13 protein-coding genes and 1 other annotated feature are annotated in these 18,303 nt (G+C 46.5%); of the genes, 10 read left to right on the top strand and 3 right to left on the bottom strand.

Features of this window, described 5'->3' with window-relative positions; genetic code table 11:
• Positions 1-81: 81 nt before the first annotated feature.
• Positions 82-333, top strand: a complete 252-nt coding sequence (locus MUB50_RS02240; protein WP_044961921.1) for a hypothetical protein — start codon at positions 82-84, stop codon at positions 331-333.
• A gap of 87 nt (positions 334-420) precedes the next feature.
• On the opposite strand, the gene MUB50_RS17125 is transcribed toward MUB50_RS02240, so the two are convergent.
• Positions 421-624 carry a helix-turn-helix domain-containing protein gene (locus MUB50_RS17125; protein ID WP_270426856.1) on the bottom strand — a complete coding sequence of 68 codons (204 nt, stop codon included), beginning with the start codon at positions 622-624 and terminating at the stop codon, positions 421-423.
• 100 nt (positions 625-724) lie between these two features.
• Positions 725-973, bottom strand: coding sequence for a response regulator (locus tag MUB50_RS02230; protein WP_227574283.1), 249 nt, complete (start codon positions 971-973; stop codon positions 725-727).
• A gap of 11 nt (positions 974-984) precedes the next feature.
• On the opposite strand from MUB50_RS02230, the gene MUB50_RS02225 reads away from it, so the two are divergent.
• Positions 985-1,167, top strand: coding sequence for an MGH1-like glycoside hydrolase domain-containing protein (locus tag MUB50_RS02225; RefSeq protein WP_118512725.1), 183 nt, complete (start codon positions 985-987; stop codon positions 1,165-1,167).
• A gap of 124 nt (positions 1,168-1,291) precedes the next feature.
• Here MUB50_RS02225 and MUB50_RS02220 read toward each other — a convergent pair whose 3' ends face one another.
• Entirely contained in the window at positions 1,292-2,428 is a 1,137-nt protein-coding gene (locus MUB50_RS02220; protein ID WP_244789847.1) for an FAD:protein FMN transferase, read from the bottom strand.
• 331 nt (positions 2,429-2,759) lie between these two features.
• On the opposite strand from MUB50_RS02220, the gene MUB50_RS02215 reads away from it, so the two are divergent.
• The 8 genes from MUB50_RS02215 (at position 2,760) to MUB50_RS02180 (ending at position 18,283) form a co-directional block, all read left to right on the top strand.
• Complete coding sequence (locus tag MUB50_RS02215; protein WP_118623184.1) at positions 2,760-3,638, top strand: Cof-type HAD-IIB family hydrolase; 879 nt, start codon at positions 2,760-2,762, stop codon at positions 3,636-3,638.
• Positions 3,639-3,837: 199 nt separating this feature from the next.
• On the top strand, positions 3,838-4,467 hold the full coding sequence (gene upp / locus MUB50_RS02210; protein WP_118623620.1) for a uracil phosphoribosyltransferase: 630 nt from the start codon (positions 3,838-3,840) through the stop codon (positions 4,465-4,467).
• A 51-nt stretch (positions 4,468-4,518) separates the two neighbouring features.
• Positions 4,519-4,655, top strand: a sequence feature (ribosomal protein L10 leader region).
• Between the two features lie 51 nt (positions 4,656-4,706).
• Positions 4,707-5,216 carry a 50S ribosomal protein L10 gene (gene rplJ, locus MUB50_RS02205; protein ID WP_118512722.1) on the top strand — a complete coding sequence of 170 codons (510 nt, stop codon included), beginning with the start codon at positions 4,707-4,709 and terminating at the stop codon, positions 5,214-5,216.
• A 75-nt stretch (positions 5,217-5,291) separates the two neighbouring features.
• A complete protein-coding gene (rplL, locus tag MUB50_RS02200) occupies positions 5,292-5,666 on the top strand; it encodes a 50S ribosomal protein L7/L12 (protein ID WP_015526302.1) in 375 nt (124 codons plus the stop codon).
• Positions 5,667-5,793: 127 nt separating this feature from the next.
• Entirely contained in the window at positions 5,794-8,454 is a 2,661-nt protein-coding gene (locus MUB50_RS02195; protein WP_244789849.1) for a right-handed parallel beta-helix repeat-containing protein, read from the top strand.
• A 207-nt stretch (positions 8,455-8,661) separates the two neighbouring features.
• A complete protein-coding gene (gene rpoB / locus MUB50_RS02190; protein ID WP_244789851.1) occupies positions 8,662-12,519 on the top strand; it encodes a DNA-directed RNA polymerase subunit beta in 3,858 nt (1,285 codons plus the stop codon).
• Positions 12,520-12,536: 17 nt separating this feature from the next.
• Complete coding sequence (gene rpoC / locus MUB50_RS02185) at positions 12,537-16,235, top strand: DNA-directed RNA polymerase subunit beta' (protein ID WP_244789853.1); 3,699 nt, start codon at positions 12,537-12,539, stop codon at positions 16,233-16,235.
• A 98-nt stretch (positions 16,236-16,333) separates the two neighbouring features.
• Entirely contained in the window at positions 16,334-18,283 is a 1,950-nt protein-coding gene (locus tag MUB50_RS02180; protein ID WP_244789855.1) for a serine/threonine protein kinase, read from the top strand.
• The last annotated feature ends 20 nt before the right edge of the window (positions 18,284-18,303 follow it).

Here is an 18,303-nt window from a genome sequence, read left to right as displayed (position 1 = left end):
TCCTTGACTTGTGTCAAAAATCATAACATGTTATACTTTGTGTATAAAGGAAGATTTTCGGCGTGGAAGGAGCGATATTATATGCGTTTACAGAAAGTACAGGATGCCCTGAACAAAAAAAATATCAAATTCGAATACACAGAGGAAGATGGTTGCGGAAGTCTGGATTTCATGTTCCGTGGACTGAAATTCCATGTATGGGAATACGAGGACAACGGTTGGGGTGCCGAGACCAATATTTATGCGGCTGGAAGAAGTGAGGACATTGACGGAGATTATGAAGAGAAGATTTCTGCAGAGATTCTTTCCTGGCCAGATATGATCAATAACTGAATATAATAATATTGAATAAAGTGGCTGTAACTGAACGAATACGCTCAGTTACAGCTACTTTTTATCGGAGAAAAGTTTTCTGAAGAACTATAGCTGTACGTTCAGGTATTCACTGGGAGATATCTGACAGTTCTTTTTAAAAACCTTGCTGAAGTAATTTCCATTGCTGAAACCAAGATGCCAGGCAATGTCGTCGAGAGTCATATCCGTAGACGGCAGAAGCCGTTTCGCCTCGGTGAGCTTCAACTGCATAGTATAGGAAAAAAGATTCTGACGTTTTTTTAAAACAATCTGGACAGATGCTCCTTACTTAGAAAAAAAGATTCTGCAATATCGGCCAGGGAGATATTTTCCAGATAATGTGCATTGATATAATCAAAAACGTCACCGATTACCTTACTGGTGAACGCAGAGCAGGCTTCAGTATGTAATCAATAACACCGGCCTGGATCGCAAGTCTTGTATATTTGAAATCGCTGAATCCGCTGATCACACTGATTTTGCTGTCGATGTGAAGTTCTTCCAGATTTTTTAAGAGCTGTGTTCCGTCCATGACGGGCATTTTCATATCTGTGATAATAATGTCAGGATGCTCTTTGAGAATGATCTTCAGGCCATCTTCGGCATTATCTGTTTCCAGAAGATCACTGTTTGCTCGGATTTATCCCATGGTGTTTTGAACTTCCGGATAAGGGATATGAAGAAGCTTGGGAGCAGATTGTGAATCCGGAAGGTTTTGCCTCCCCCTGTGGCCCTACAACTGCGGAACAGAGACATCCACGGTACGGATATGAACAGGCAGATTATGAATGTCTGTGGAACGGTCCATCCTAGCCATTTTCAACGACACAGACACTGACAGCAATGGCAAATCTTCTGAAAGATTATCCGCAGACTTATGTGACAAATATGGTCTATCTGGAATGTTTTTGGTTGTTGCTGAAAAAGATTTCATGGTTCAGGATTCCACATCAGTGACCCTGATCTCATCCCGGAATCCGTCCGTATAATGCAGCTCATAATCCTCTGTGATAAATACAGCCTGCACGCCTTTTTTCTCTGCAAATTTCAGCCCGTCCTCCAGGCCAAGGGCGAAACAGGTGGTGCTTAAGGCATCGCCGTCCACAGACTGGTCGGAGATGATCGTCACAGAGATCAGGCCGTTATCATAAGGATAGCCGGTTTGGGGATTCAGGATATGATGATATAATTTACCGTCCTGCTTAAAGCACCTCTCATAAATTCCGGAGGATACAACGGATTTTCCGGTGATATCCATAACAGCCTCTGTTTCATTGCGGTCCGCAAAAGGCTTCTGGATACCGATCTTGAAGGGAGTACCGTCGGGCTTTGAACCGATGCAGAGGACGTTGCCGCCAAGGTTGATGATGGCACTTTTTACACCTTTTTTTATCAGAAAATCTTTCAGGCGGTCTGCGATATAGCCCTTGGCAATGGCGCCGACATCGAACTGGATATCATCAGAGGGAAGCGTGATATCCTCACCGTCAATGGTAACGCCATCAGAGCTGCACAGAGGGAGCGCTTTCTGAATAGCTGCATCATCCGGAACCTCCGGGTCTTCCGCTGTGAAATCCCAGAGAGAGGTCAAAGGCGCAATGGCGATGTCAAAGGCTCCGTCAGACTCTCTGGTGATATCGAGTCCTTCGGAAAGCAGAGCGGCAAGGTCTTCAGATATATGCCAGGTGTCTGCTGTGCCGCTGACCGGATATGGAGTAGTCTGCCCGTCGGTACTGAAATCTCCATCAGATACATCTTTGCGGTGATTTAATTTATAAAGCTCGCTTTTCTCATTTGTCCGGCTGAAGATCAGCTCATATTTATCGCACAGTGCCAGACAGTCATCCAGGAGAGCTTTATCCTGAGAATCATAAATTGTGATCTGTACAGCTGTATTCAATTTGATACTGCTGATACTGATGGGCTGATTTCCGGTGGTGGATGTATCTGCATCAGTGATATTTCCGCAGCCTGTGAAAAGGAGCATTGGACAGACAAGAACTGTGCACAATATTAAATAGAAGAAACGGGAATGCGAGCGGCTTCTTTTGGAATGAAAAAAATAAGTTGACATAATATTCTCCTGCTTTCTGATTGACTGGCCTGACTGAAGAGCATTTATTTGATGCAAATTTATGTAGTATATGTGGATGGGGTTATTCATTTAACCGAATCAAGTAGCAACGCGGATTGCGAATATCTGCCTGACCGACATCAGACAGATTTATGAAATCTCATTATACCATGTATTTCTGAAATCAGAAAGGCATATGCCTGTCGTAAAAATCATTGTATTTTGCAATAATATAAGATATAATTTCTCCGAAAAAAGAACATATTTGCTATGGATGATATGGATCTGAATGATTGACCGGATTTTTTACAGATAAAAGGAGAAATTTTTTATGATAAAAGTAATTGCAAGTGATATGGACGGCACACTTCTTGGTGATGACCACAGGATCGCGCCGGAAACCCTTGCGGCGATCAGGCGTGCCTGCGATGCAGGAATCCGTTTTATGGTTGCCACCGGCCGGAATTTCCCCGGTGCCATGGAGGAACTGAAGGGAACAGAGTTGACCTGTGATTATGTGGTGAGCAGTGGTGCTGAAGTACGGAATCCGCAGCAGGAGGTTGTAAAGAGAACACCGATTTCTATTGAACTGTGTGATGAGGTCTACAATACGGCAAAAAAATACCCGGTATCTGTGGCATTTTTTACGGATCGCTACGATTACCGTATTGGAACAAAGAAGGAGATTGAAGACGGGATCATTCAGCAGATTCGCCTTTTTAATATGGACATAGATACCAGTGAGGAAATCGTCCGGAAGTCGCCGCAGTACCGCAGGATCGCCGGAAATACGAAAGGGATTTCCGATATCCGTTCTCTGGAAAGCAGCGGTGCGCCGGTATATAAGATCTTCATTTTTGCGGCAGATGTGGAGCAGCTGGAGAAACTCGGAGATGAGCTGAGAGAAAATCCGGCTGTTGCGGTAGCTTCTTCTTTTATATATAATCAGGAGGTTACAGCAGTGGAGGCACAGAAAGGTCCCGTTCTGAAAGAATATATTGAAGCTCTGGGATATACCATGGATGAGGTAATGGTTCTTGGTGACAGTCTTAATGATTATTCCATGATCTCTATGGATTTCGGCGCAACCGTTGCAATGGAAAACGCAGTTCCGGAGATCAAAAAGGCAGCAAAATACATCACAAAGAGCAACAATGAGTTTGGTGTGGCTTATGCTATCAATCAGGTTTTGGAACATCAGGGAAAATAGTTTTACCCCTTTTGAAAAAGTGTCATATATATTATAATGTAGAAGGATGAATACAGAAAAGCGAAAGGATTACGTTCTTGGGTATAAAGCAGGTTACTGGTTACTGTTCACTCCATTCTCAGTAACTAAAGCAGAATGGGATGAGAATGTTCGCTTTACAAAAAAACACAGACAAAGAGAGGAAATCACGATGGAAAAAATGGAAAATGTTTATATTATGGATCACCCGCTGATCAAACACAAAATTTCAATGCTCCGTGACAAAAGCACAGGAACAAACGAGTTCCGTAAGCTGGTGGAGGAGATCGGAATCCTGATGGGATATGAGGCACTTCGTGATCTTCCTACAGAGGAAGTGGAAATCGAGACACCGATAGAAACCTGTAAGACACCGATGATCTCAGGCAAGAAGCTGGCAGTGATCCCGGTCCTCCGTGCAGGACTTGGAATGGTAAACAGCATTCTCACACTGGTGCCGTCTGCAAAGGTCGGACATGTGGGACTTTACCGTGATCCGGTAACACATGAGCCCCATGAGTATTACTGTAAGCTTCCGGAATCTATTGACGAGCGTATTTCAGTGATCGTTGATCCGATGCTTGCAACCGGCGGTTCTGCCGAGGCTGCCATTGATTTTGTCAAGAAACAGGGCGGAAAGAATATCAAGTTTATGTGTATCATCGCAGCTCCGGAGGGATTGAAACGTCTCCATGAGGCGCATCCGGATGTACAGATCTACTGCGGCTCCCTTGACAGAGAACTCAATGAGAATGCTTATATCTGCCCGGGACTTGGTGATGCCGGTGACAGAATTTTCGGAACAAAATAATTTTTTCAAAAACTCAAAAAAATACTTGACACACCCGGCACTGTTATGGTATTGTACCTAAGAACGCTGCCGAAGACAGTAGGTGCCGTAAGGCATAAGGATTAAAACGCCTACCGAGGTCCAAGTATTCTGAGTTAAGATTACACAAGGCCTTATTGCGAAGCAGTAAGGTCTTTTTTTAAACAGATTGACTTATTGCGACGGCGGTATACAAAATCTATAAGGAGGTGTACCATTTCATGGCAAAAGTAGAACTGAAACAACCAATCGTAGAAGAGATTTCTAACAGCATTAAGAACGCTGAGTCTGTTGTACTTGTAAACTACAGCGGTCTTACAGTTGAGCAGGATACAATTCTTCGTAAAGAGTTAAGAGAAGCTGGTGTTCAGTACAAGGTATACAAGAATACCATGATGCGTCGTGCATTCGAGGGTACAGCATTTGAGAGCCTCAGTGATCATTTACATGGCACAAATGCGATCGCTATCTCCGAAACAGACGCAACTGCTCCGGCAAGAATCCTTGCTAAATATGCAAAACAGTTCCCGGCACTGGAGCTGATCGCAGGTGTAGTTGAAGGTAACTACAATGATCAGGCCGGAATTCAGGCACTGTCCACAATTCCTTCAAGAGAGGAACTTCTTGGAAAACTGCTTGGAAGTATGCAGTCTCCGATCGCAAACTTCGCTCGTGTGCTTAATCAGATCGCAGAGCAGAACGGCGGAGCTGACGCAGCAGCTGCTGAGTAATCCCAGCAACGTGCAATTGGCGGCATAATGACCGCATGATTATTAATTAAAATTTATAAATGGAGGGAAATTAAAATGGCAAAATTAACAACAGAAGAATTTATTGCAGCAATCAAAGAATTATCTGTATTAGAGTTAAATGACCTTGTAAAAGCTTGTGAGGAAGAGTTCGGTGTTTCCGCAGCAGCAGGTGTTGTTGTAGCAGCAGCAGGTGCAGCAGGCGAGGCAGCTGAGGAGAAAGATGAGTTTGACGTAGAGCTTACAGAGGTTGGCGCTAACAAAGTTAAAGTTATCAAAGTTGTTCGTGAGGTTACAGGTCTTGGACTTAAAGAGGCTAAAGCTATCGTTGATGGTGCTCCGAAGGTTGTTAAAGAGGGCGCATCCAAAGCTGAGGCTGAGGACATCAAAACTAAACTCGAGGCTGAGGGAGCTAAGGTTACACTTAAATAATCCAATCAGATCAGAAGTTTTAAAGGCTGTTGTGACTGCCGGTTTACCGGCGGCGCAGCAGCCTTTTTGCCATACCTGATAGAACTTGCAGCTGGTGATGAAGCATAACAGAAAGTGAGATTGGAATATGAAAAGAAAGATTGCAGCCTGTTTTCTGGCAGGCGTGCTTGGAATGACCGGAATTCCTGTTCCGGCGGCAGCGACGCAGACAGTTTCCTCTAAAAATACGGTATCTTCCGTAAAAGCTGCAGATCCGCTGACTGCGATACAGGAACAGGCCAGTGCCATGGATGCCCAGGAGCAGCTGGAAGAAGAGGAAGAGATGCCTGCCCAGGATCCGGATCCGCTGGTTCTGGATAACGGAAATGTAGTTCCTGCATCGCAGGCTTCCTGGGTGAAGGAGGAAGGCGACGAGACAGCGGCAGTTTTTGATGCCCGGAATGATTTTTCTGACGGAGCTTCGGAAGAAGAGGAAGTTGTGGAGGAGCCTGTCCTGTCTGCTGCGCCGGAATCGGAAGCGGCAGAGACAGATATGGAAGCTGCCGGGGCAGAGTCTGCCGTATCTGTGACGCCGGAACCGGAAACGGAAGAGAAAGCGGAGACTGCTGACACAGAAGAAAACAGTGCTTCGGAAATGACGGACACGGAGGCAGATGGAGAAACAGCTGACGAATCTGCCGGTGCTGCGGAAGTTTTTTCGGATGAGACCGAGGAGACTTCTGTGGAGCTTCAGATGGAAGCAGGAGAGGAGACGGAGGTTTCTGCCGGTGCATCCTCAGAAGAAACGGAGGACTTCTATGACCAGGAGGACTTTTCCGCAGGGGAGGCTTCCCAGGGTGACCTTGGAACATATCAGGAGGAAACGCTTGCTGTGGAAGATGGCCAGGACATTACAGCTCCGCTGAATACTCTGTTTCTTCAGCTGAAGGATAAGGCCACAGAGGAAACACCCTATAAGATTATTATCCCGCCGGGAAATTACCAGCTGACAGGAACCCTCTGTATGTACAGCAATATGTATCTGTATGCAAGGGGTGCGGTCATCACAAAAACCTCTGCGACCAAGCATCTGATCCTGCGTCTTGGAAACACAAAGGATTCCCAGGGCGGATATGACGGATACCAGAATATTGTTATTGATGGAGGAACCTGGGATTATAATTACCAGTGCGTGGCGGACAAGGATGCACCGGGCGGTTTTGTCGGCTTCTGCATTGGCCATGCCAGAAATGTTACCATCAAAAATGCTACATTCCTTAATAATCTGAAGTCTCATTTTCTGGAATTTGGCGGTGTGAAAAATGCCAGGATCACAGGCTGCACCTTCAGCGGTTATTACAAAAATTACGTAGGCGGCGGTCAGGAGTGCATCCAGATCGACTGCTGTACAGATGAGACGAATGTTTTTCCACAGTACCGGCCTTACGATGGAACTACCTGCGAGGATTTTGTTGTTGATGGAAATGTATTTTCAGATGTTTTTTCCGGGGTGGGAACTCACAGCATGATGTCCGGAGAAACCTATAAGCGGATCACGGTTACCAACAATACCTTCCATAATATAAAAAAACGCTGCATAGAATTTATGAATTATGAAGATGCTGTTGCAGAGAACAACACCATGGTAAATGTGGGAATGGGTGTGGATGTTATATCCGCAAGCAAAAATGTTCATCAGACCCAGGGCTATGAAGGCGGACCGGATACCCAGAAGGACAGAGACATCCGGATCGCCGGCAACTATATCAGCCTTGCAAAAACCTCCAGCATCGGCGGAGTGGCATGGGTCTGCAGCGGTGTTCATATAGAAGGCTACGAGATGAAGGCAGAGGGTGCCATTCCAAAAGGGATGTATCCGGTAAAAGGTGTAACGGTGGAAGATAATGAGATCTCGGGATACGGAAACGGAGTCAGTATTTCTCTTGCAGATACGGACACAGTAACCGGAAACCAGATAAAAATGAAAAAAACTTCTGCATATTCCAATCTGGGTATTTATGCGAAGGATGCCAGAGGAACGGTGATCACCGGAAACACGGTTTCGGGAACTGCCAATGCGGGAATCTATATTAATGAAGCGAGATATGCCAAAGGCTCCGGAGAGAAGAATCTTGTCAGTGACAACGGAGTTTCGGCTGCAGGCGGAGACGGAATATATCTGCAGTCAGTAAACGCGGCTTCCACTGCGGAGAAAAATACGGTGAAATCAGCCGGAGGATCCGGAATCCGGGTCAGATCCGGAGGAAACATCAGCATTCTCGGGAATACATGCGCTTTAAACAAAGACCACGGAGCAAAGATCGAATATACCACAGGAAGTATTCGGGTAAAAAATAACAGCTTTTACTCAAATGTAAAAAGTGGTCTCATGATCTGGAAAGCCAAAGATTCGGAGATTTCCGGAAACCGCATGTACAAAAACAAAGGAAATGGCGTTTATGCATATAATTCCGTCATCACTGCCATGAAATCCAATTCCTTCAACGGAAACGGAAAAGCACAGGCACTGTATGCAAAGGACTGCAAAGGCTGGAGCAGCATCAACAGACCGTCCGCGCAGAAGGTTACGGAAAAGAGCACGGCTATAACCGGAAAGGCAGCTGGTAGCAGAACAGTTACCGCATACACCGTCCGTTCCGGAAAAACTGCAAGACTTGGAGGGGCTGCAGTGGACAAAAACAGCCGTTTCACTATTAAAATAAAAAAACAGAAAAAGAATACCGTACTGAAGCTTGTGTCAAAAGACAGATACGGCAACGCAGTAACGGTAACGGATAAAGTGAGATAAATAAGAAGCTTCTGTTCTGTACATCGTATGTACAAAAGGAACAGAAGCTTTTTTTGGGAAAAATGTAAAAAAATCAAAAAAAGTGCTTGACACACTTTTTTTCTTATGTTAAAGTGGAGGATGCTATATTATGGCTAGATATGCCTGCCTAAAGGTCAGGCGGGATCATGTTGTAATAAATAATAAAAAAACAGGGGTGAAACGTCAATGGAAAAAAACAGAATTCGTTCTGTAAAAACTGGAAAAAGCATGCGTATGAGCTACCAGAGACAAAAAGAAGTCCTGGAAATGCCAAACCTGATCGAAGTTCAGAAAGATTCCTACCAGTGGTTTCTTGACGAAGGTTTAAAAGAAGTATTTGATGATATTTCTCCGATTGCAGATTACGGCGGAAAGCTCAGTCTGGAATTCATCGATTTCACATACGATGAAAAAGATGCAAAATATTCCATCGAGCAGTGTAAAGAACGTGACGTGACTTATGCCGCACCTTTGAAGGTTCGAGTAAGGCTGATCAATAAGGAAACAGAAGAGATCAACGAACACGAGATTTTCATGGGAGATTTACCGCTGATGACAGCTACGGGTACCTTTGTTATCAATGGTGCTGAGCGTGTTATTGTCAGCCAGTTAGTACGTTCCCCTGGAATCTACTACGCGATCGCTCATGATAAGCTTGGTAAGAGACTGTTTTCCAGTACTGTAATTCCAAACAGAGGTGCATGGCTGGAGTACGAGACAGATTCAAATGATGTATTTTATGTACGTGTAGACAGAACAAGAAAGGTTCCGATCACTGTTCTGATCCGTGCACTGGGCATTGGAACCAATGCTGAGATCATTGATCTGTTTGGTGAAGAGCCAAAGATCCTTGCCAGCTTTACAAAGGATACCTCCACAAACTATCAGGAAGGTCTCCTTGAGCTGTATAAGAAGATCCGCCCGGGCGAGCCGCTTGCAGTAGAGAGCGCAGAGAGCCTGATCATGGCAATGTTCTTCGATCCGAGAAGATATGACCTTGCCAAAGTCGGACGTTATAAATTTAATAAGAAGCTTCATTTTAATAAACGTATCGTAGGCCACAAGCTTTCCCAGGATGTTGTAGATACAACAACAGGTGAGATCCTTGCTGAGGCTGAGACACTTGTTACAAAAGAGCTTGCTGATACATTACAGAATTCCGCAGTTCCGTACGTATGGATCCAGGGTGAGGAGAGAGAGATCAAAGTCCTTTCCAGCCTTATGGTTGATATCCGTCACTATCTGCCGGAGCTTGAGAATCCGAAGTCCCTGGGTGTTACAGAATTAGTATACTACCCGGTACTCGAAAAAATTCTGGAAGAAAATGACACATTTGAGGACAGATGTGATGCGATCAAACGTGATATCCACGACCTGATCCCGAAACACATCACCAAGGAGGATATCCTTGCGTCCATTAACTATAATATGCATCTGGAGTATGGCCTTGGTAACGATGATGATATCGACCACCTGGGCAACCGTCGTATCCGTGCTGTCGGTGAGCTGCTTCAGAATCAGTACCGCATCGGTCTTTCCAGACTTGAGCGTGTGGTACGTGAGAGAATGACAACACAGGACACAGAGAGTATCTCTCCGCAGTCCCTGATCAATATCAAACCCGTAACTGCAGCAGTTAAGGAGTTCTTCGGATCATCTCAGCTGTCACAGTTCATGGATCAGAACAACCCGCTTGGAGAGCTGACTCACAAGAGAAGACTTTCCGCACTGGGACCTGGCGGTCTGTCACGAGACAGAGCCGGATTCGAGGTTCGAGACGTACATTATTCCCACTATGGAAGAATGTGCCCGATCGAGACTCCTGAGGGACCGAATATCGGTCTTATCAACTCTCTTGCATCTTATGCAAGGATCAATCAGTACGGCTTCGTAGAGGCTCCATACAGAAAGATCGACAAAACAGATCCTTCCAACCCGCGTGTAACTGATGAGGTTGTATACATGACAGCGGATGAGGAAGATAATTACCATGTAGCACAGGCGAATGAGCCGCTGGACGAAGAGGGACATTTCCTTCATAAGAACGTTTCCGGTCGTTACCGTGAGGAGACACAGGAGTACGAGCAGCATATGTTCGATTACATGGACGTATCTCCACGAATGGTATTCTCTGTTGCTACAGCCCTGATTCCGTTCCTGCAGAACGATGATGCGAACCGTGCGCTGATGGGATCAAACATGCAGCGTCAGGCCGTTCCGCTTCTTACAACAGAGGCTCCGGTTGTTGGTACTGGTATGGAGACCAAGACAGCCGTTGACTCCGGTGTATGCGTTGTTGCAAGAAAAGCAGGTACAGTACTTCGTTCCACATCTACAGATATCTCTATCAAGAACGATGACGGAACAAAAGATGATTATCATCTGACTAAATTTATGCGAAGCAACCAGAGCAACTGCTACAACCAGAGACCGATCGTGTTCCAGGGTGAGCATGTTGAGGCAGGACAGGTTATCGCTGATGGCCCGTCTACATCCAATGGTGAGCTTGCGCTTGGTAAGAACCCGCTGATCGGATTTATGACCTGGGAGGGTTATAACTACGAGGATGCTGTTCTGCTCAGTGAGAAACTTGTACAGAATGATGTTTATACATCTGTCCATATTGAAGAATATGAGGCAGAGTCCCGTGATACCAAGCTGGGACCGGAAGAGATCACACGTGACGTTCCGGGTGTCGGCGATGACGCTCTGAAGGATCTGGATGAGCGTGGTATCATCCGTATCGGTGCTGAGGTACGTGCCGGTGATATCCTTGTCGGTAAGGTTACTCCTAAGGGAGAGACTGAGCTTACTGCTGAGGAGCGTCTCCTGCGTGCTATCTTCGGTGAGAAGGCAAGAGAGGTACGTGATACTTCCCTTAAGGTACCGCACGGTGAGTATGGTATTATCGTAGATGCCAAGGTATTTACAAGAGAGAACGGCGATGAGCTGAGCCCTGGAGTAAATCAGGCAGTACGTATTTATATTGCACAGAAGAGAAAGATCTCCGTTGGTGATAAGATGGCTGGTCGTCATGGTAACAAGGGTGTCGTTTCCCGTGTACTTCCGGTTGAGGATATGCCATTCCTTCCAAACGGACGTCCTCTTGATATCGTGCTGAATCCTCTGGGTGTACCTTCCCGAATGAACATCGGACAGGTCCTGGAGATCCACCTGAGCCTTGCTGCCAAAGCACTTGGCTTTAATATTGCAACACCTGTATTCGATGGCGCAAACGAGGTTGATATCCAGGATACTCTGGAGCTTGCCAACGATTACGTTAATACGGAAGACTTTGAGGAATTCCGTGAGAAATATAAAGACATCCTTGCACCGGACGTTATGCAGTATCTCGATGAGAATAAAGCTCACAGAGCACTCTGGAAGGGCGTTCCGATCTCCAGAGACGGTAAGGTAAGACTTCGTGACGGACGAACAGGCGAGTACTTCGACAGCCCTGTAACAATCGGTCATATGCATTACCTGAAACTGCATCATCTGGTAGACGATAAGATCCACGCACGTTCCACAGGTCCATACTCCCTGGTAACACAGCAGCCTCTGGGTGGTAAAGCTCAGTTCGGTGGCCAGCGTTTCGGAGAGATGGAGGTTTGGGCACTGGAGGCATATGGTGCTTCCTACACACTGCAGGAGATCCTGACAGTGAAGTCTGATGATGTGATCGGACGTGTTAAGACCTATGAAGCAATCATCAAAGGTGACAACATTCCTGAGCCAGGTATTCCTGAGTCCTTTAAGGTACTTCTTAAAGAGCTTCAGTCTCTTGGTCTGGATGTACGTGTGCTCAGCGAGGACGGATCAGAGGTACACATTATGGAAACCTCTGATTACGGAGATACTGATCTTCGTCATGTCATCGAGGGCGATTCCAGAGGACGCAGAGATGAGGAGTCCTTCGGTAAACACGGCTATACCAAGCAGGAGTTCAGCGGAGAAGAGCTTGTCAATGTAGAAGAAGATGAGGACATGGAAGACGAAGATGATATGATCGAGTTTGAAGAGTCCTTTGATGATGAGGAATAAGAAAGGGGAAAGAATACATGGCAGAAACAACCAACGCCAATGAAACATATCAGCCAATGACTTTCGATGCCATCAAGATCGGACTGGCGTCCCCTGAGAAGATCAGAGAGTGGTCACACGGTGAGGTTTTAAAACCTGAAACGATCAACTACAGAACCTTGAAGCCTGAGAAGGATGGTCTTTTCTGTGAAAGAATTTTCGGACCGAGCAAGGACTGGGAGTGCCACTGTGGAAAGTACAAAAAAATTCGCTATAAAGGCGTTGTCTGCGACAGATGCGGTGTTGAAGTAACCAAATCTGCCGTTCGTAGAGAGCGTATGGGACACATCGAGCTTGCAGCTCCGGTGTCTCATATCTGGTACTTTAAAGGAATTCCGTCCCGTATGGGTCTGATCCTTGATATTTCTCCGAGAACACTGGAGAAAGTGCTTTACTTTGCTAACTATATCGTTCTGGATCCTGCAGATTCCGGACTTATGTACAAACAGGTACTCACCGAGCGTGAGTACCAGGAAGCACGTGAGTCTTACGGAGAAGGATTCCGTGTAGGTATGGGTGCCGAGTCCATCATGGAGCTCCTTCAGGCTATCGATCTTGAAAAGGATTCCGAAGAACTGAAGGCAGAGCTTGTGGACGCAACAGGCCAGAAACGTGCAAGGATCATCAAACGTCTTGAAGTTGTGGAGTCCTTCCGTGAGTCCGGCAACCGTCCTGAGTGGATGATCATGACCGTTATCCCGGTTATCCCGCCGGATCTTCGTCCTATGGTACAGCTGGACGGAGGACGTTTTGCAACATCTGACCTGAATGATCTTTACAGAAGGATCATCAACAGAAACAACCGTCTGAAAAGACTTCTGGAGCTTGGTGCTCCGGATATCATTGTCCGCAACGAGAAGCGTATGCTGCAGGAGGCTGTAGATGCCCTGATCGATAACGGACGCCGTGGACGTCCTGTAACAGGCCCTGGAAACAGAGCTCTGAAATCCCTTTCCGATATGCTGAAAGGTAAATCCGGACGTTTCCGTCAGAACCTTCTTGGTAAACGAGTTGACTACTCCGGACGTTCTGTAATCGTCGTAGGACCTGAGCTGAAGATCTATCAGTGTGGTCTTCCGAAAGAGATGGCTATCGAGCTGTTCAAACCTTTCGTTATGAAAGAGCTTGTTGCCAACGGAACTTCCCACAACATCAAGAATGCCAAGAAAATGGTAGAGAAGCTTGAGCCTGCAGTATGGGATGTCCTTGAGGACGTCATTAAGGAGCATCCGGTTATGCTGAACCGTGCACCTACACTGCATCGTCTGGGTATCCAGGCGTTCGAGCCGATCCTTGTAGAAGGTAAGGCGATCAAGCTTCATCCGCTTGTTTGTACAGCGTTCAACGCTGACTTCGATGGTGACCAGATGGCCGTACATCTTCCGCTTTCCCAGGAAGCGCAGGCAGAGTGCCGTTTCCTTCTGTTATCACCGAACAACCTTCTGAAACCGTCAGATGGTGGTCCTGTAGCCGTTCCTTCACAGGATATGGTCCTTGGTATCTACTACCTGACACAGGAGAGACCTGGAAACAAGGGTGAGGGCAAGTTCTTCAAGAGTGTCAACGAGGCAATTCTTGCATATGAGAACAAGGTCATCACACTCCAGACAAAGATCATTGTTCATTGCCATAAGACAATGCCGGACGGAACTGTTTTAAGCGGCAATGTTCATTCTACACTGGGACGTTTCCTGTTTAACGAGATCCTTCCGCAGGATCTTGGATTCGTAGACAGAAGCGTACCTGGAAACGAACTGCTTCTTGAGGTTGATTTCCTTGTAGGTAAGAAACAGCTGAAGCAGATCCTTGAAAAGGTTATCAATACTCACGGTGCAACAAAGACAGCCGAGGTGCTTGACTCCGTTAAGGCTATGGGTTACAAATACTCCACACGTGCAGCCATGACCGTATCTATTTCCGATATGACCGTGCCGCCGCAGAAGCCGGAGATGATCAAGCAGGCTCAGGATACTGTTGACCGTATCACAAAGAACTACAAACGTGGTCTTATCACAGAAGAAGAGCGCTACAAAGAGGTTGTTGATACCTGGAAGAAGACCGATGATGAGCTTACAAAGGCACTTCTTACAGGTCTTGATAAGTACAACAACATCTTCATGATGGCTGACTCCGGAGCCCGTGGTTCCGATAAGCAGATCAAACAGCTTGCCGGAATGCGAGGACTGATGGCTGATACAACCGGTCATACCATTGAGCTCCCGATCAAGTCAAACTTCCGTGAAGGTCTTGACGTACTGGAGTACTTCATGTCTGCTCATGGAGCTCGTAAAGGTCTTTCTGATACCGCTCTTCGTACAGCCGATTCCGGATACCTGACAAGACGACTTGTTGACGTATCTCAGGATCTGATCGTTCGTGAGGCGGACTGCTGTGAGAACAGAGCAGAGATCTCCGGTATGGTCGTTCGTGGATTCATGGACGGAAAAGAAGAGATCGAGAGTCTTCAGGAGCGTATCACAGGACGTTTCTCCTGTGAGACAGTTAAGAATAAAGACGGAGAAATCCTTGTTAAAGCAAACCACATGATCACACCGAAGCGTGCAGCCCGTATCATGAAAGAGGGCGTAAGCAACCAGACAGGCGGACCGATCGACAAACTGAAGATCCGTACCATCCTTTCCTGTAAGTGCAAGGTTGGTGTCTGCGCAAAATGTTATGGTGCGAACATGGCTACCGGTGAGCCGGTACAGGTTGGTGAGTCTGTTGGTATCATCGCAGCACAGTCTATCGGTGAGCCAGGTACACAGCTGACCATGCGTACTTTCCATACCGGTGGTGTTGCCGGTGGAGATATCACACAGGGTCTTCCTCGTGTCGAGGAGCTTTTCGAGGCAAGAAAGCCGAAGGGTCTTGCGATCATCACAGAGATCCCAGGTGTTGCCACGATCAACGACACTAAGAAGAAACGTGAGATCATCGTAAACGATCCGGAGACAGGCGATTCCAAGACTTACCTGATCCCATACGGTTCTCGTATCAAAGTCCTTGATGGACAGGTTCTTGAGGCCGGTGATGAGCTGACAGAAGGTAGTGTAAATCCGCATGATATCCTGAGAATCAAGGGTGTGCGTGCAGTTCAGGATTACATGATCCGTGAGGTTCAGCGTGTATATCGTCTGCAGGGTGTTGAGATCAACGATAAGCATATCGAGGTTATCGTTCATCAGATGCTGAAGAAGATCCGTATCGAGGATAACGGAGATACAGAGTTCCTGCCAGGAACACTTGTTGATGTCCTTGATGTTGAGGAAGTTAACGAGAAACTTGAGGCAGAGGGCAAACAGCCGGCAGAGGGCAAACAGGTTATGCTTGGTATTACCAAGGCATCCCTTGCTACAAACTCTTTCCTGTCAGCAGCATCCTTCCAGGAAACAACAAAAGTCCTGACAGAGGCTGCTATCAAAGGTAAGGTCGATCCGCTGATCGGTCTGAAAGAGAACGTTATCATCGGTAAGCTGATTCCTGCAGGTACAGGTATGAAGCGTTACAGTGAGATCAGTCTTGACACAGGAATGCCGGAAGTAAAAACAGCTTCCGAGGAGCCTGAGGATACAGAGGAAATTTCCGTAGAGGAAGAGAAGACTGAGACTGCTCCGGCGGAAGAGACCATTGCTGTTGAAGAGACAGCAGAGGAAACTGCACCGGTAGAAGAATAAGTCGATATACCTTGCTAATATAAATAAATCTCCCCCCGGAAATCCGGAGGGAGATTTCTGTTTATAAGCAGGGATTTTCTGAGAGAGGAGGGATTGCGATGGACAAGGAACTGCCAATTTCCCCGTGGCCGGAATGGAAGATCGTAAGCAAGATCGGGGAAGGCTCTTTTGGAAGAGTGTATAAAGCTCAGAGAACTGAGAAGGGACGTTCTTTTTACTCGGCAATTAAGATAATCACAATCCCCGCCAGTAAAGGGGAGCTGGACAGTGTGCGCTCAGAATCCGGTGATGAAAAATCTGTCCGCGGTTATTTTGAAAATCTGGTGGAGGAGTGCATTCAGGAAGTAAGCACCATGGAGTATTTCCGGGGAAATTCCCATATTGTATCTGTAGAAGATTACAAGGTGATGGAATATCTGGACGAGATCGGATGGGATATTTTTATCCGCATGGAATATCTCACAAGCTTCATGGAGTATTATGCGGGAAAAAATCTCACAGAAAAAGAAGTGATGAAGCTTGGCATTGACCTTTGTAAAGCACTGGAATACTGCGGGCAGCTTCACATCATTCACAGAGATATCAAACCGGAGAATATCTTTGTATCCAGGTTTGGGGATTTCAAGCTGGGGGACTTTGGAATCGCCAGAGAACTGGAAAAAACCATGAGCACCCTTTCCAAAAAGGGAACTTATTCTTATATGGCGCCGGAGATGTACAGGGGAGAACAGTACGACAGCAGAGTGGACATTTATGCACTTGGCCTGGTGTTATATAAACTGATGAATCATAACAGACTTCCGTTTCTGAATCTTGAAAAACAGCTGATCACATACAGAGATAAGGAAAACGCACTCACGAGGAGAATGTCAGGCGAAACACCGCCACCACCTGTGGATGCAGGAGAGGCTTTCGGCTCCGTTATCTTAAAAGCCTGTGCCTATGATGCAAAAGAACGATATCAGACTCCTGATAAGTTTCGGGAAGCACTGGAAGAAATCCGGTATGGAGCGGCAAACAGAGAACAGGGAGTTCATGAGAAACAGAAACCAGTGGAGGAAAGACCTGTTCCGGAGTCCATGCCGAAGTTTCTCCAGGAGGGTGCCGCCAGACAGCTGGCAAGAACAAGTCAGCTGAATACGAATGCGATCCGTCAGGCACGTAGAAATCCTGCGCCGGCATCCGTACAGCCGGAGAAACCGATAGCCGGAGAAATAGTAAAAAATGCAGCCCGGAATACGCCAAAGGCTCAGAGCACAATGCAGAAGCCTCAGAAATCTGCATCCGAAAAAGCAGTATCTGAAAAAGATAGCCGGTCCGGTTATCCGTCAGGACGTTCCCTTCAGTCAGAGCCCGGTACAAGAAAAACCGGAGCTGTAAAGCCCAGAGTTACCTCTATCACAGATCTGGAAGACGACCGTGACCAGAATCTCCAGGAGTGGGAGGAATCCGTGCCAGAGAATGGCGGAAAAACCGATGACAGAAAGAGGCGGAAAGGTATTTTCAGAATGCTCATAACTGCCGGGATCCTTGTTGTGCTGATCGGCGGGATCCTTGCGGTACGAACGATACGGAAACCTGCGGATAATGGAGAGCCTTCGTATACAGATTCTGATGATTCTGATGCTCTGAATAAAGGAAATTTCGGTACTGCAGACAATTCGGATAAAAGCTTCGCGCAGGCAATGGAAACGATACGTGACCATGCGACAACCATAGAAAATGCTCTGGACAGTTATAGACGTGAAGGTACAGAGGGGGATTGTCTGCGCTTTTATAACGGATCAGGAGAGATTGCCAAAGTACTTGTATATCCCGGCAGTTCCGCAGATGGCGTTTATGAGGAATATTTTTACTGGGGCGAGCAGATGTTTTATACTTATGTATGGGACGGAGATGAGAAGCAGTATTTTTATTATCAGGACGGCCTTCTGATCCGATGGATCGATGCAGATGGCAGGGTTCATGATAAAGAGAGCGATAACGACAAATATGTAGAACTGGGAGACAAATACTGGAGTAATTCTGTAGTGGAGCTTCAGCAGTAATGTCGAAGGGGTTTTACGAA

This window comes from Blautia sp. NSJ-140, assembly GCF_022868965.1.
Classification (GTDB): Bacteria; Bacillota; Clostridia; order Lachnospirales; family Lachnospiraceae; genus Blautia_A.
This window is presented reverse-complemented; position numbering and strand designations above follow the sequence as displayed.

Bases quoted from the DNA above. Each gene is read 5' to 3' on its own strand.
- MUB50_RS02240 (WP_044961921.1), top strand. From the start codon at position 82: ATGCGTTTACAGAAAGTACAGGATGCCCTGAACAAAAAAAATATCAAA.
- MUB50_RS02220 (WP_244789847.1), bottom strand. From the start codon at position 2,428: ATGTCAACTTATTTTTTTCATTCCAAAAGAAGCCGCTCGCATTCCCGT.
- MUB50_RS02215 (WP_118623184.1), top strand. From the start codon at position 2,760: ATGATAAAAGTAATTGCAAGTGATATGGACGGCACACTTCTTGGTGAT.
- upp (WP_118623620.1), top strand. From the start codon at position 3,838: ATGGAAAATGTTTATATTATGGATCACCCGCTGATCAAACACAAAATT.
- rplJ (WP_118512722.1), top strand. From the start codon at position 4,707: ATGGCAAAAGTAGAACTGAAACAACCAATCGTAGAAGAGATTTCTAAC.
- rplL (WP_015526302.1), top strand. From the start codon at position 5,292: ATGGCAAAATTAACAACAGAAGAATTTATTGCAGCAATCAAAGAATTA.
- MUB50_RS02195 (WP_244789849.1), top strand. From the start codon at position 5,794: ATGAAAAGAAAGATTGCAGCCTGTTTTCTGGCAGGCGTGCTTGGAATG.
- rpoB (WP_244789851.1), top strand. From the start codon at position 8,662: ATGGAAAAAAACAGAATTCGTTCTGTAAAAACTGGAAAAAGCATGCGT.
- rpoC (WP_244789853.1), top strand. From the start codon at position 12,537: ATGGCAGAAACAACCAACGCCAATGAAACATATCAGCCAATGACTTTC.
- MUB50_RS02180 (WP_244789855.1), top strand. From the start codon at position 16,334: ATGGACAAGGAACTGCCAATTTCCCCGTGGCCGGAATGGAAGATCGTA.